The organism is Streptomyces sp. NPDC006450 (assembly GCF_040612195.1).
Classification (GTDB): Bacteria; Actinomycetota; Actinomycetes; order Streptomycetales; family Streptomycetaceae; genus Streptomyces.
This window is the reverse complement of record NZ_JBEXPT010000095.1, coordinates 12,992-27,010: the sequence shown is the minus strand read 5'-3', so window position 1 is coordinate 27,010 and position 14,019 is coordinate 12,992. Positions and strand designations below refer to the sequence as shown.

Sequence of the window (14,019 nt, the reverse complement as noted above, 5' to 3'; positions counted from 1 at the left end):
GCGCGCCCCCCCGCGGGCGCGGCCCGCCGGCCCCCCGCCCCCCGCGCCCCGGCCGGGCGCCCGCGACCGTGGCCCGGGGGAGCTCACTCCTCCAGGAGGCTGAACAGCGCTTCCCAGCGGCTCACGATCCGGTCGGCCGAGTAGCGCTGGATGTTCTTGCGGGCAGCCTCGCCCATGCTGTCCCGCAGTTCCTTGTCCGCGAGCAGCCTCCCGAGCTGACGCGCCAGTTCGGCGGTGTTGCCGGGGGGCGCGAGCAGCCCGTCCTCGCCGTCGGTGATGATCTCCCGGACTCCGGGAGCGACGTCGAAGGCGACGCACGGCACGGCGGTGGCCATGGCCTCCATGGGAGCGAGGGGGAAGCCCTCGCCACGGGAACTCAGGACGAACACGGAACCGTCGCGCAGAGCCCCCGGGACGTCGCTGGTGCGCCCCATCCACTGCACGGAGGCTTCGATGCCCAGCGCCGCGCTCTGCTTGAGCAGCGCCTCCTGCTCCTCGCCCGCGCCGTAGATGCGCAGGGTCCAGTCCTCGTGCTGCGGAGCCACCTGCGCCCAGGCGTCCAGGAGCAGGTCGACACCCTTCTCCTCGTGCAGACGGCCGATGCTCACCACCGTCTTGGACTCGCGCTTGGACGGCTCGTCCGGGAAGAACGGCAGGGGGTTGGGCATGAAGCCGACGTTGTCGAACTGCCGGCGAATCCAGAGGTCCGCGTCCTCGCGCGTGAGGGTGAGCATGCGGTCCACGTCCTTGTAGAACCGCTGCACGCGCTGGAAGCGGGAGGAGGCCCGGCAGGTCTCGAAGGACTCGTGGCTCATGCCGATCACGGTGAGTCCCGCGGTGTCGGCCAGCGCCACCCATTCCATGGCCCACACCTGGGTCACGATGACGATCCCGCCCGGGCGGGCGGCCCGGAACAGTGCCGTCAGCTTCGCGGCCTGCTCACGCATGCCGGCCTCACGGGCGGCCTGCCGACGCTGTTCGGGGAGGTTGAGCTTCCCCTTGAGCCCGCGGAGGGTCTTGGGGCTCGGCGGGTGCACGTCGTAGAGCGTGGTGGTCCGGTAGGGCACGTCGTCGCGGAGCTCCTGGCTGCGCCCCTCGGGCGGCGGCGTGATGCCCAGGAGGTGCACCTGATGGCCCCGCTCACTGAAGAGGCGGGCCATCTGGTGGGACCAGCTGGTGATGCCTCCCAGCTCGTTCACACTGTTGGAGACGAAGAAGATGTCCCTGGTCGTGGCTGCGGTCTGCTGGGTCATCAACGCCTCCAGTGAGCGAAGAACTGATCGACAATGCTCTGGGCGGCAGTGCCCCGGTCGTGTTCGCCGAACTGCTCGCCGAACTTCTCGCGCTTCGACGCGTACTCCAGTGCCTGGGCGTCCAGGGACTTCACCGCGTCGAAGAGCTCGTCCTCGGTGGTGAACACCGGACCGGGCGCGTGCTCCAGCAGATCGAAGTAGGTGCCGCGATCCTGGTGGACGTACTCGTCGTAGTCGTACGTGAAGAAGAGCATCGGCCGGTCGAGCAGGGCGTAGTCGAACATCACGGAGGAGTAGTCGGTGATGAGCCCGTCCGCGAGGTTCAGCAGCGGCGTCACGTCGTGGTGCGCGGAGACGTCGATGACCCGGCCGCGCACGGTGGGCGGCAGGACCACGTGGTTGAGGTAGTGCGCTCGCACGAGCAGCACGAAACGGTCACCGAACTCTTCGGCGAAGCGTTCGACGTCGAAGGGGAGCGTGAACTGGTTGTGCCGGCCACCCGTCTTGCGGAAGGTGGGAGCGTAGAGCAGGACCGTCTTGTCGTCGGCGATGCCCAGCTCGGCTGCGAGCGGGCCCCGCTCGCGTGCTCCACCGGCGGCTTCGCTCTGACGCGCCCGCACCAGCGCGTCGTTGCGCGGGTAGCCGACCCGCAGCAGCGCCTTCTCCGGCAGACGGAAGGCCTTGGCCAAGGTCTGCACGTCGTGCTCGGACCGGATCAGGAAGCGGTCGAAGCGGTCCAGGGCGGTCTGCTGCTCCTGCTGCCGGGCGCGTGAGTAGGCCTTCAGCGCGGGCAGGTCGAAGCCCATGCGCTTGAGCGCCGAGCCGTGCCAGGTCTGGATGTAGGTGGTCTCGGGGCGCTTCGCCATCTTGAGCGGGAAGCTCTGGTTGTCCACCCAGAACTCGGCCTGGGCGAGTGCCTTGAGGTAGGGCAGCGACCAGGAGCGCACCAGGGTGGCGTCCTTGGGGAAGCCCTTCGGGCTACCGCTGTAGGACCAGATCGCTTCGAACTCGAGGCCTTGGCGCCGCATCTCCTCGTAGATGGCGCGAGGGCTGTCGCTGTACTGCCGGCCGAGGTGGCTCTCGAAGACGACCGTGCGCTTCTTGACGGGCAGGCGGCTGAATATCTCGTGGTAGAGACGGAGCTTGGTCTCGCGGGAGGTGAGGGTCTGGCGGACGGACTTCGCCTTGCGGTAACCCGACTTGGCCAGTGTCCCCGGCTTGCCCCGCACGCCGCGTTCGATCAGTTCCTGGACGCGCTCGTTCGTCTGGCTCTCGGTGATGAGGCGGAAGGCCAGGTGCCCCTTCGCGGACGCGTGGGGCTCGAGGTGGTCGGCCACCACACGGGTCAGCCGGGGGCGGACGGGCAGCACGCTGCCGGACAGGTCGATGTCGCCCACGGTGAGCCGTGTCGTCGTACGGGCGCCGTCCACGTCCATGGCCAGCCGCACGTCCCAGACCGTGTCGATGATCCCCAGGGGGCGCAGGTCCTTGGTGAGGTCCGCGTCCGTCTCCCAGTGGATCGACTCGCCGTCGTGCCGGAAGGCGCGTACGGGGAAGGCGAAGGACTGCAGGCTGCGGCGCCGGGCGCTGAAGATCAGCTCGCCTTCGAGCCGGGCGCCGGACGGGATGACTCCCAGGGGATTGGTGATGCGGCCGGTCAGCCGGATCGTGGTGGCCTCGGCCGCCAGGGAGATGACCTCGTTGCGCAGGAACATCTGGCGGACGGACTTCTGGTGGTAACCGCGGTCGGTCACGTCCAGGATGCCGCGGGCGAAGGCGTCGTCGAGGTAGTCGTCGCACCAGTAGATCCGGCCCTCGTGCTCGGCCAGGGGCGAGGAGATCTTGTCGCGGTTCGTGAGGGTGTCGACGGCCGGGATCAGGCGCTCCCAGTCGCCCTGGCTGAGCAGATAGGCGCAGATGGCCTGGATGGGCAGGACCCGCTCGTAGGCTTCCGGGGCGATGCCCTGGAGGTAGTCACGGGAGTGTTCGGCGAACTCCGTGCGGTAGGCCTCGTCGCGGAACGGCAGATCCCGCAGGTGCAGCACCAGGTCGTGCTTGAGGAACTTGACGTCCTTGGCGAGCTTGAGGTCGGTCAGTCCGTGCTCTTCCAGCAGGGCGTCGATGCGACGGTGGATCTCCAGCCGGTGGACGTAGTTGCTCATCTCGTGCCGGCTGTTGGTCACCGACTTCTCGGCGGCCTTTTCGTGCACGTGCCAGAAATAGACCTGGTTGGGGATGAGCGTGATGCGCTTCGCCGCCAGATACGCGTCGGCGATGAACATCAGGTCCTCGTAGAACATTCCCTTGGGGAATCGGAGGTCGTTCTCGAGGAGGAAGTCCCGGCGGTAGCACTTGTTCGTCGAAAGGGTGTCCCAGACGAACAGGTCGGGCATCTCCGTGACGGACTCCAGCGTGCGCGTGGCCGAGTAGATCCACGAGTACCACTCGTCGCGCTTCTGGTTCCGGGTGTCCTTGTGCAGCCGGACGCACAGTCCGGACACGATGTCGGACCGGGTCTCCTCCGCCGCCTCGAAGAGGTTCCTGCACGCGTTCCGCTCCAGGACGTCGTCGCTGTCGAGGAACATGACGTAGCGGCCCGCGGCGTGCTGGATGCCGACGTTGCGAGGCTCGCCGCCCGCGCCGCTGTTCTCCGGGAGCTGGAAGGCGCGCACCATTCCGGGGTGGGCCGCGGCCAGCTCCTGGGCCACCTCGAAGGACCGGTCGGAACTGCAGTCATCGACGATCACGACCTCGATGCTCTGCAGCGTCTGGTCCAGTACGGATTGGACCGCAGCCGGCAGCCGGTCGGCATCGTTGTAGACGATCACGACCACGGATATGTCCGGCACAGCAACCTCAACCTTCTTCTGGACAGCTTTGCCCTTAAACATATCTCCCCATCGGTCACGCTATGGCAGCAGGAGGGGAGTGTCGGTGACGGGCGGTGTTCCGATGGCGTCTCCGGGCGGCCTCGCCGAAGTCGGCCGGCCCCCGCCCGGTTGGAGCCGGCGCGGGGGTCGGCGCGGGGGCCGTGGCCGCCTGCCTCAATCGGACGGGGGGAGGTCCTCGCTGGGCCCCGCGTAGCCGTGGCAGTCGGGGCGGTGGGCCATGGAATCGAAATAGTCCACGCCGCAGTCGCAGTCGGGCGGGTCCGTGAGATAGATGTCCTTGGTGTACAAGGCGTTCCCTCCTCGTGGGTGTCGTCGACAGCCGGTCGCCTCCGGGCCGGGCTCAGCGGCGGCGGTGGACCCGGTCGATGTCGTACCACTGGGAGACGCAGGCGGAGACCCAGTCCCGCTTGTAGTTGGTCGTGTAGAACGGCTCGGCCAGGCTTCCGATGGGAAGGGGCCGGTAGCCGACATCGGTGGCGCCCTGTCGGGCCTCCTTCTCGATGCGGGCGTTCTGGGCGTCCCAGGCCACGGAGCGGGAGACCGTGGTGGTGGCGAGCGTCTGGACGGCCGGGACGAGCGCGGTCATCGAGCCCAGCGCCAGGGCGCCCACGGCGACGACGGCGACCGGCGCGTAGCGGGTCGCGGCCGGTCGGCTCGCCAGGGTCCGGCCCACCCACCGGCCGAGGAAGGCGCCGTAGAGGCACAGGGCGAGTTCCATCGGGACGAGGAAGTTCGTCCAGGTCCGGGCGTACGTCCAGCCGGTCGGACCGTAGCCGCTGCGCAGCCCCGCTGCCACGGCGAAGGATCCGAGGACCACCACGAACGCCGGGAGCACCCACAGCGCGACCAGCGTCGGGCGGGGGACGGACGGGCGGCTCGGGGGCCGGTCGGAGCCCGTGGCGCGCACGGCGACGGTGAGCCCGATGAGGATGCCGACGGCGGCAGCTCCGAGGTAGGCCCACTGGCCGGTCACGGACTCCCACATGCTTAGCCAGTCGTGGGTGGTGGCGCGCAGTCCTTCGGAGGAGAGCAGGGATTCCTTGGAGGGGTTCTGCGCGCGGCGCCAGCGGGCGCCGGGGGAGGTGTAGAGGAAGAGCAGGCCGCTGAGGAGGCCCACGCACCACACCAGGCACCAGGCGAAGGGGCGCCAGGTCCGTGCGAGCCCGAAGCGGGGCAGGGCCAGGAGCCCGGCGCCGGCTCCGATCAGGCCGCTGACGAGCGTGAAGGGCTCGCTGAGGGTGCCGAGCGCGGCGGCGATGAGGAAGGTGGCCACGTAGCCGAGGGTCCGGGCGGGTCCGGCGGGCCGGCGGACGGTCCGGATTCCCAGAAGGAGCGCCCACACGCCGATGACGCTGGGGATGGTGTGGGAGATGGTGGCGGGGGCCCACAGCAGCGCCTGGTAGTTGCGCGTTCCGGCGAAGTAGATGAGGGCCTGGAGGATCAGGGCGCCGGCGGTCAGCAGCAGGATCCGGGGCTTGGCGCCGAGGAACCTCGTGAACTGGGCTCCGAGCAGGACCAGGCCGATGGTGAAGGTGACGGCGATGACGGTCGGCAGGATCTTGGTGCCGATGAGCCCGTCGCCGTAGATCACACCGCTCAGGAAGGCGTTGGCGACCCGGCCGTTCTGGGTCATGTAGAAGTCGGAGGTGATCCCGAAGACCCCCATGTCGCGGGATTTCCAGGCGGCGCACCAGTCGTCCGAGGTGGGACGCACGTAGAGCCCGAGGAAACACCCGACCGCGACGAGGGCCCCGGACACCGTCACGAGGATCCCCGATATGGTGAGCCAGAACCCGCGGACGAACGCCCGCCCGTCGCCGCCGCGGCCCGTTTCGGGGGAAGCACCGGGGGAACCGGCTCTCAGGCCGTCCTCCCCGTCGAACCTCTGCTCGGCCTCGTCTTCCCCTATGCCCTCGGGCACGTCAGTCCTCATGCACCAATCCTTTTTAGCGGCGCCGGCCGGGCCAGCGGTCGACCGCGCCTGCTGTCGTGGTAAGCGCAGGGTGGTCGGTCATATCAACGTGCTCGATGTGCGGTGCGCCCTCTGTGTCCTGCGAAGGGCGCACGGGACTCCTGGGTCTACAGTCCACGGGGGACGTTACTCCATATGAGTGGGCAGGACGGCATTGGCGGGGACCCTCGTCGGCGGCGACGGGCCCCGACGTGGCGCCGCCGGGTGATCCGCCCTCCCGCTGTCCTCGCTCCGGGCGAGCTCCGTACCCGGAGTCGCCCGAGTCCCGGTGCCGGCCGGTCCGGGCGCGCGGAGAACGTCGGGTCGGTCTGTGAGGCGCCTTGGATATGCAGGGTTGTGGGCCATGTAGCCTGAGATGATGTTGACAGAAGTCACCGCGACCCGCTATGTCACGCCGCTGCGTGAGGGGGGCTCGCTCCCCGGTATCGTCGAGGCCGACGATCTCGGCACCTACGTCATGAAGTTCACCGGAGCCGGCCAGGGCCGCAAGACCCTGGTCGCCGAGGTCATCTGCGGCCGGCTGGCCCAGCGGCTGGGACTGCGCGTCCCGCGGCTGGTGCAGATGCAGCTCGACCCGGTCATCGGGCTCGGCGAGCCCGACCAGGAGGTCCAGGAGCTGCTGAAGGCCAGCGGCGGGCTGAACCTCGGGATGGACTACCTCCCCGGCTCGATCGGCTTCGACCCGCTCGCGTACCAGGTGGACCCGGCGGAGGCGGGGCGCGTGGTCTGGTTCGACGCCCTGATCAACAACGTCGACCGGTCCTGGCGCAATCCCAACATGCTGGTCTGGCACGGGGACCTGTGGCTCATCGACCACGGCGCCACCATGATCTGGCACCACAACTGGCCCACCGCCGAGAGCGCCGCCGCCAAGTCGTACAACGCCTCCGACCACGTACTGGCCCCGGTCGGGCCGGACGTCGCCGCGGCGGCGGCCGCGCTCGCGCCGCTGGTCACCGAGGAGCTGCTCACGGAGGTCGCCGCCGACGTCCCCGACGAGTGGCTGGTCGACGAGCCGGGTTTCGACTCCACCGACGCGCTGCGCCGCGCCTATGTGGAGGTCCTGCTGCCGCGCGCGGCCACGATCCACGAGAGGATCACGATGGAGGCAGAGGCGAAGGTCCGGTCGGGTCCGCCCGGCTGGCTCGCCGACCGCCTCGACCCCCGTCCCCGGAAGATGAAGAGCGACAGCGAGTGATCAAGCGGGACGTGTTCGAGTACGCGCTGGTGCGTGTGGTGCCCCGGATGGAGCGCGGCGAGTGTTTCAACGCCGGCGTGATCGTCTACTGCCGGGCGCGCTCGTACGTCGCCGCGCGCACGCTCCTGGACGAGGCGAAGCTCCTCGCGCTGGATCCGGGGGCCGACGTGGCCGGCGTGCGGGCCGCCCTGCGGGGGGTCGAGGGCGTGTGCACGGGCGGCGAGTCCGCGGGGCAGGCGGCCGGTGACGACGCGGGGCGCCGCTTCCGATGGCTGATCGCCCCGCGGAGCACCGTCGTGCAGCCGGGTCCGGTGCACACCGGCCTGACGGCCGATCCCGCGGCGGAGGTGGAGCGGCTGCTGGACCTGTTGGTCCGGTGAGCCGGGGCCCCGCCGGTGCGCGGCCGGATGCGGCGACGTTGCGGGGGCTCTGCCCCTGGACCCCGGGGCCTCGAACGCCGGCGGGCTGGTTGGCGCTGGTCGTGGCGCCAGGCCGGTTGTGGCCCGGGGGGCCTGGATCCGCTGCCCGTTGACACGGAGTACCAGGGCTCCTAGCGTCTCCTCAGCGGAAGCTACTAAGCGGTTGCTCACCTCCGAGGGGCCGCTTTCGAGGGCGAGGAGATCCAGCATGTCCACCACCGAGCAGCGCGTCGCGATCGTGACCGGGGCGGCCCGGGGCATCGGCGCGGCCACCGCCGTACGCCTGGCCGCCGAAGGCCGGGCGGTCGCCGTACTCGACCTGGACGAGGCGGCCTGCAAGGACACCGTCGAGACGATCACGGCGGCGGGCGGCACGGCCGTCGCGATCGGCTGCGACGTCTCCGACAGCGCGCAGGTGGAGGCGGCCGTCGAGCGCGTGGTGAGCCTGCTCGGCGCCCCGACCATCCTGGTCAACAATGCGGGTGTGCTGCGGGACAACCTGCTCTTCAAGATGAGCGACACCGACTGGGACACCGTCATGAACGTGCACCTGCGCGGTGCGTTCCTGATGTCGAAGGCCTGTCAGAAGCACATGGTGGCAGCCAAGTTCGGCCGCATCGTGAGCCTCTCCAGCAGTTCCGCGCTCGGCAACCGCGGCCAGGCCAACTACTCGGCGGCCAAGGCAGGCCTGCAGGGCTTCACCAAGACCCTGGCCATCGAGCTCGGCAAGTTCGGCATCACCGCGAACGCCGTCGCCCCCGGTTTCATCGTCACCGAGATGACCGCGCACACGGCCGCCCGGGTCGGGATGGACTTCGAGGACTTCCAGGCCGCGGCCGCCACCCAGATCCCGGTGCAGCGCGTCGGGCGCCCGGACGACGTGGCCAACGCCATCGCCTTCTTCACGGGCGAGGCCGCCGGCTTCGTCTCCGGCCAGGTCATATACGTGGCCGGCGGCCCGCTCAGCTGACGAAAGGCAGGGTGTACGTCATGACGTACGACGGAACGGACAGCGGCAAGGTCGCACTGATCACCGGGGCGAGCCGGGGCATCGGCTACGGCATCGCCGAGGCTCTGGTGGCGCGCGGTGACCGGCTCTGCATCACCGGCCGGAACGAGGAGGCCCTCAAGGAGGCCGTCGAGCGGCTCGGCGCGGACCGGGTGATCGCGGTCGCGGGCAAGGCGCACGACGAGGCCCACCAGGCCCTCGCCGTGGAGCGCACGATGGAGGCCTTCGGCCGCGTCGACTTCCTGATCAACAACGCGGGGACCAATCCGGTCTTCGGGCCGATCGCGGACCTGGACCTGGGGGTGGCCCGCAAGGTCTTCGAGACCAATGTCATCTCGGCGCTCGGCTTCGCCCAGCGGACCTGGCACGCCTGGCAGAAGGAGAACGGCGGCGCGATCGTCAACATCGCCTCCATCGCCGGTGTCTCCGCCTCGCCCTTCATCGGGGCGTACGGGATGAGCAAGGCGGCCATGGTCAACCTGACCCTCCAGCTCGCCCACGAGATGGCGCCGGGGGTCAGGGTCAACGCGATCGCGCCCGCCGTGGTGAAGACCAGGTTCGCGCAGGCGCTCTACGAGGGCCGTGAGCAGGAGGCGGCGGCGGCCTATCCGCTGGGCCGGCTCGGTCTTCCGGAGGACATCGGAGGGGCTGCCGCTTTTCTTACATCTGCACAAGCGGAATGGATCACGGGGCAAACTCTGGTCGTTGACGGGGGAATGTTCCTCAATGCCGGAGTGCACTGACCGATAATCGGACGCATTTGCCTCTCAAGGGGAGGCAAATGCGTACCGAATAGGCACGTAATCGGTCAAGTGCCTCACGAAACCTACCCATTGGTTTCGTGATGCTCTGCGGTAGGGTCTGCCGCACCCCTGGCTGATCGAGGAGCGTGCACGTGTTCAACCGGACCAGATGCCTGCAGATCACTGCGGCCCTTGCGTCCATATCCCTGCTCTCCGGATGCGGCCTGTTCTCGGACGACGGCGGCAACGGTGAACAGCGGATTGTCGTCGGAACGACGAGCGCACCCACGACCCTCGATCCGGCGGCGGCCTGGGACGGCTCCTGGGAGCTCTACCGGAACGTCTACCAGACCCTGCTGGCGTTCCCCACGGGTGCCACCAAGCCCCAGCCGGACGCCGCCCAGAGCTGTGAGTTCACCGACTCCGGGAACGAGTCGTACCGCTGCACGGTGCGCAAGGGCCTGAAGTTCTCCGACGGCGAGCCGCTGGACGCGAAGGCCGTCAAGCACTCCCTGGACCGGATCAAGACCATCGACGCCCCGTCCGGCCCCAAGGCCCTCTTCGGCAGCCTCGACAAGATCGAGACGCCGGACGCGCAGACGGTGGTCTTCCACCTGAACACCCCGGACGCCACCTTCCCCTTCGTGCTCGGCTCCCCGGCCGCCTCGCTGGTCTCGCCGAAGCAGTACCCGGCCGACAAGCTGCGCGAGGGCGACAAGGTCACCGGCTCCGGCCCGTTCACCCTCGAGTCGTACAAGGAGGGCAGCGAGGCCGTCCTGAACCGCAACGAGAGCTACAACGGCTTCGCCAACCGCCGCAACGGCGGCGCCACCATCCGCTACTTCGCGGACTCCAAGAAGATGATCGCGGCCCTCAAGGGCAAGGAGATCGACGCGACCTACCGCGGCCTCTCCGCCGAGGAGGTCAAGGACCTCCAGTCCCCCGCCTCGCACGACGCGGGCGTCCAGGTCGTCGAGAACGTCGGCGCGGAGATCCGCTACCTGATCTTCAACCCCAAGGACCAGCAGGTCTCCAAGGTCCAGGTGCGCCAGGCGATCGCACAGGTCGTCGACCGCGGGGCGCTCGTCTCGAAGGTCTACCAGGGCACCGCCGAGCCGCTCTACTCGATGGTCCCCAAGGGGGTCGTCGGTCACAAGACGCCGTTCTACGACACGTACGGCCAGCCGGACGTGGCCAAGGCCAAGAAGACCCTCAAGGACGCCGGGATCGCCACGCCGGTGGACCTGACCTTCTGGTACACCACCGACCGCTACGGCGCCTCCACCGCGGACGAGTTCACCGAGCTCAAGCGCCAGCTCGACGAGAGCGGGCTCTTCAGGATCACCCTGCGCGGGCAGCCCTGGAAGGCGTTCCAGGAGGGCTACAAGAAGGGCGAGTACCCGGTCTTCGGCCGCGGTTGGTTCCCCGACTTCCCGGACCCGGACAACTTCATCGCGCCGTTCGTCGGCAAGGAGAACGCGGTCGGCACCCCGTACGAGTCCGCCGAGATCCTCAACGTCATCCTGCCCAAGTCCCGCCGCGAGAGCGACCGGTCGGCCGGCATCCACGAGTTCGAGAAGGCCCAGCAGATCTTCGCCGACGACGTCCGGCTGCTGCCCCTGTGGCAGGGCAAGCTGTACGTCGCCGCGCGCGACGACATCGCCGGCGCGGAGCGGGCGCTCGACCCGCAGACCGTCATGCAGCTCTGGGAGCTGTACCGCAAGACCAGCTGGTAGCAGGACCCCGCGCCGCCCCGCCCGTCCGCACCGCCCACCCGGGCGGGGCGGGCGGGCGCCGCGTTGTCAGTGGCCACCGGTAAGTTCTTGATCCGTCGCGCGAAGCAGTTGCGCGAGCGCGGAGAACGCGCAGACGTGAAGTCTCGAACAACGTGTACCGGAGGTTGTCGTCGTGACCCAGATGCTGCCCGAGTCCTGGCTCCCCGTCCTCGGCGGGGAACTGGACCAGCCCTACTTCAAAGAACTCACCGAGTTCGTCGAGAAGGAGCGGGCGAACGGGCCGGTCTACCCGCCCCGCGAGCAGGTCTTCGCGGCCCTGGAGGCCACGGCGTTCGACGAGGTGAAGGTACTGGTCCTCGGCCAGGACCCGTACCACGGCGCGGGCCAGGGCCACGGGCTGTGCTTCTCCGTGCAGCCCGGCGTGAAGACCCCTCCCTCGCTGCGCAACATCTACAAGGAGATGCACGCAGAGCTCGGCACCCCCATCCCGGACAACGGGTACCTGATGCCGTGGGCCGAGCAGGGCGTCCTGCTGCTCAACGCGGTGCTCACCGTCCGCGAAGCGGAGCCCAACTCGCACAAGGGCAAGGGCTGGGAGAAGTTCACCGACGCGGTGATCCGCGCGGTGGCCGCCCGCCCCGACCCGGCCGTCTTCGTCCTCTGGGGGGCGTACGCGCAGAAGAAGCTCCCGCTGATCGACGAGGAGCGGCATGCCGTCGTCAAGGGGGCCCACCCCTCCCCGCTGTCGGCCAAGAAGTTCTTCGGCTCCCGGCCGTTCACCCAGATCAACGAGGCCGTCGCCGCCCAGGGCCATGCGCCGATCGACTGGCGGATCCCGGACCTGGGCTGATGTGCGACCGCGCCTAGGCGGCATTGCGGGTGCCTCCGGCTAGCGTCGTGACGATCGGACCGGAGCAGGTCTGACGGGAACGAGCCGGAGGCCGCGTTGACGGAGCAGCAGGAGGCGTCCGAGGACGCCGTCATGACCAGGATCGGCCAAGCGGTCATCCTGCTGCACGCCGGCGACCGCGAGGAGGCCCGCAACCGGCTCGGCGAGATCTGGTCCGAGATCGGCACGGAGGGCGACTCCCTGCACCGCTGCACGCTCGCGCACTACCTCGCCGACGCGCAGGACGACCCCGCCGAGGAGCTGGCCTGGGACCTGCGGGCCCTGACCGCCGCGCACGCCGACGGCTCCGACGACGGGGTCGGCCCGCCCACGGCCGTCCGGGTCTTCTACCCGTCGCTGCACCTGAGCCTGGCCGCCGACTACGTGAAGCTACGGCGTCCCGAGGCGGCCCGGATCCACCTGGCGCGGGCCCGCGCCGCCACCGGGGCCCTGGCCGACGACGGGTACGGGAACGGCGTACGGGCCGCCATCTCCCGCCTGGAGCGCCGCCTGGCGGCGGAACCGGGGGATGCGCCCCGACCGTTCCCGGAGCAGAACCAGTAGCGGGAGAGGTTGCGGAGCCGGAGCCGGAGCCGGACCCGGAGGAACGGGTCCCGGCGAGAGCCGGCCGGACCAGGGGCGGGGCGGGGCCGGGCCCTCAGCCGCCCTGGACGCCCGCGCAGATGCGGGCCTCCGGGCTGTCCGGGTGCCAGTGCCCGTGCCGGTGGCCCAGGGCGCACACGTCGGCCGGCCGCACCGGCAGCTCCCGCACCAGCTCGCGCGGCACCTCGCCGCCCTCGGAACGGGGCCGGCCGGGGTGCTGCGCGCCCGGACGCCCGTCGGCGTGGTCGCGGTGCCCGCCGGGCTTCCGGGGCTCCGGGATGTCCGGGACCGGCGCGCCGGCCGCCGGGGCTCCGCGGGATCCCGGACGACGGCCCCCCGCCGCCCGCTCGGCCGGGACTCCCGCCCGCGGGACGGCCGCCCGGCCGGAAGCGGAAGGGGTCGGCCCGGCCGGCCGTCCCGGCACGGCCTCCACGGCCTCCAGCGCCTCCAGGGCGGGTGCCCGGACGACCACCGGCGCGGCCCCGGGCCCGCCGCGGGGATCGTGCCGGGGCGGCGCCCCCGAGGAGCCGGGGGCGGCCGCCGGCTGCAGGGGGGCCGGGCTCACGTTCACGCAGCCGGAGACGGCCGAGACCGCACAGGCGACGCCGAGCAGCAGCTTTGTCGTGGTTCGGGTTGGATGCACCCACACAACTCTGCTGTGCGAGGACCCCGCCCGGAAAACCCGGAGCCGATATTCACCCCGCACGGGTGACGGCTACTCGCCCGTGGCGCCGTCGATGTGCTCCCGCAGCAGGTCCGCGTGGCCGTTGTGGCGCGCGTACTCCTCGATCATGTGGGTGTACACCCAGCGCAGGCTGAACACCTCGCCCCGGCGGTGGCTCTCGGGCTTCGAGGCGAGGTCCAGGGAGTGGCCGGCCGCGGCCTGCCGGGCCAGCTCGATCTCGGTCTGCCACACCTGCTCGGCCTCGGCCCAGGTGTCCGCGTCGGCGAAGTGGAAGTCCCCGTCAGGGTCGTCGCCGGTGCAGAACAGCTCGGGCAGGTCCTCGTCGAGCATGATCTCCCGGAACCAGTACCGCTCCACCTCGGCCATGTGGCGCACCAGCCCCAGCAGGCTCAGCTCGGACGGCAGCAGCGGGGTCGTGCGCAGCTGCGCGTCGGACAGTCCCTCGCACTTCCAGGCCAACGTGGAGCGGTGGTAGTCGAGCCAGCCGTCGAGCATCTCGCGCTCGTCGGCGGTGGTGGAGGGTTCGGAGCGGTGGGATCCGTTACTGATGATCGTCATGGGCCTCATCCTGGTCGAACACGGCTGTGGTCACCAGCGATTAGGCTGCGTACTCCCACAAGG

At 70.1% G+C, this 14,019-nt stretch carries 13 protein-coding genes; 7 read left to right on the top strand and 6 right to left on the bottom strand.

Translation table 11 applies throughout. The features are described 5' to 3' along the window. Positions 1–83 precede the first annotated feature (83 nt). From ABZY57_RS24285 to ABZY57_RS24270, 4 genes are all read right to left on the bottom strand, one after another. Entirely contained in the window at positions 84–1,253 is a 1,170-nt protein-coding gene (locus ABZY57_RS24285; protein ID WP_356515205.1) for a glycosyltransferase, read from the bottom strand. Beyond that, positions 1,253–4,144, bottom strand: a complete 2,892-nt coding sequence (locus ABZY57_RS24280) for a bifunctional glycosyltransferase family 2 protein/CDP-glycerol:glycerophosphate glycerophosphotransferase (RefSeq protein ID WP_356515204.1) — start codon at positions 4,142–4,144, stop codon at positions 1,253–1,255. Before ABZY57_RS24280 ends, ABZY57_RS24285 begins: the two co-directional genes overlap by 1 nt. 153 nt (positions 4,145–4,297) lie before the next feature. Next, entirely contained in the window at positions 4,298–4,432 is a 135-nt protein-coding gene (locus ABZY57_RS24275) for a hypothetical protein (RefSeq protein ID WP_356515202.1), read from the bottom strand. 52 nt (positions 4,433–4,484) lie between these two features. Next, complete coding sequence (locus tag ABZY57_RS24270) at positions 4,485–6,077, bottom strand: hypothetical protein (protein ID WP_356515200.1); 1,593 nt, start codon at positions 6,075–6,077, stop codon at positions 4,485–4,487. A 397-nt stretch (positions 6,078–6,474) separates the two neighbouring features. Here ABZY57_RS24270 and ABZY57_RS24265 point away from each other — a divergent pair, with 397 nt between their 5' ends. The 7 genes from ABZY57_RS24265 to ABZY57_RS24235 all read left to right on the top strand — a co-directional run bounded on the left by ABZY57_RS24265 (position 6,475) and on the right by ABZY57_RS24235 (position 12,674). Beyond that, positions 6,475–7,314: a HipA family kinase gene (locus tag ABZY57_RS24265; RefSeq protein WP_356515198.1), complete on the top strand. Its 840-nt coding sequence runs from the start codon at positions 6,475–6,477 to the stop codon at positions 7,312–7,314. Next, complete coding sequence (locus tag ABZY57_RS24260) at positions 7,311–7,694, top strand: DUF3037 domain-containing protein (RefSeq protein ID WP_356515196.1); 384 nt, start codon at positions 7,311–7,313, stop codon at positions 7,692–7,694. Before ABZY57_RS24265 ends, ABZY57_RS24260 begins: the two co-directional genes overlap by 4 nt. A gap of 247 nt (positions 7,695–7,941) precedes the next feature. After that, positions 7,942–8,703, top strand: coding sequence for a 3-oxoacyl-ACP reductase FabG (fabG, locus tag ABZY57_RS24255; RefSeq protein ID WP_356515194.1), 762 nt, complete (start codon positions 7,942–7,944; stop codon positions 8,701–8,703). 20 nt (positions 8,704–8,723) lie between these two features. Beyond that, positions 8,724–9,485 carry an SDR family oxidoreductase gene (locus ABZY57_RS24250; protein WP_356515192.1) on the top strand — a complete coding sequence of 254 codons (762 nt, stop codon included), beginning with the start codon at positions 8,724–8,726 and terminating at the stop codon, positions 9,483–9,485. A 152-nt stretch (positions 9,486–9,637) separates the two neighbouring features. Then, positions 9,638–11,221, top strand: coding sequence for an ABC transporter substrate-binding protein (locus ABZY57_RS24245; protein ID WP_356515190.1), 1,584 nt, complete (start codon positions 9,638–9,640; stop codon positions 11,219–11,221). A gap of 181 nt (positions 11,222–11,402) precedes the next feature. Continuing rightward, complete coding sequence (locus ABZY57_RS24240) at positions 11,403–12,071, top strand: uracil-DNA glycosylase (RefSeq protein ID WP_356515215.1); 669 nt, start codon at positions 11,403–11,405, stop codon at positions 12,069–12,071. Between the two features lie 96 nt (positions 12,072–12,167). Then, positions 12,168–12,674, top strand: coding sequence for a hypothetical protein (locus ABZY57_RS24235; protein WP_356515188.1), 507 nt, complete (start codon positions 12,168–12,170; stop codon positions 12,672–12,674). A 94-nt stretch (positions 12,675–12,768) separates the two neighbouring features. Here ABZY57_RS24235 and ABZY57_RS24230 read toward each other — a convergent pair whose 3' ends face one another. Both ABZY57_RS24230 and ABZY57_RS24225 read right to left on the bottom strand, forming a co-directional pair. Then, entirely contained in the window at positions 12,769–13,356 is a 588-nt protein-coding gene (locus ABZY57_RS24230; RefSeq protein WP_356515186.1) for a hypothetical protein, read from the bottom strand. Positions 13,357–13,428: 72 nt separating this feature from the next. Further along, a complete protein-coding gene (locus tag ABZY57_RS24225; RefSeq protein ID WP_356515184.1) occupies positions 13,429–13,956 on the bottom strand; it encodes a DinB family protein in 528 nt (175 codons plus the stop codon). Between the last annotated feature and the right edge of the window lie 63 nt (positions 13,957–14,019).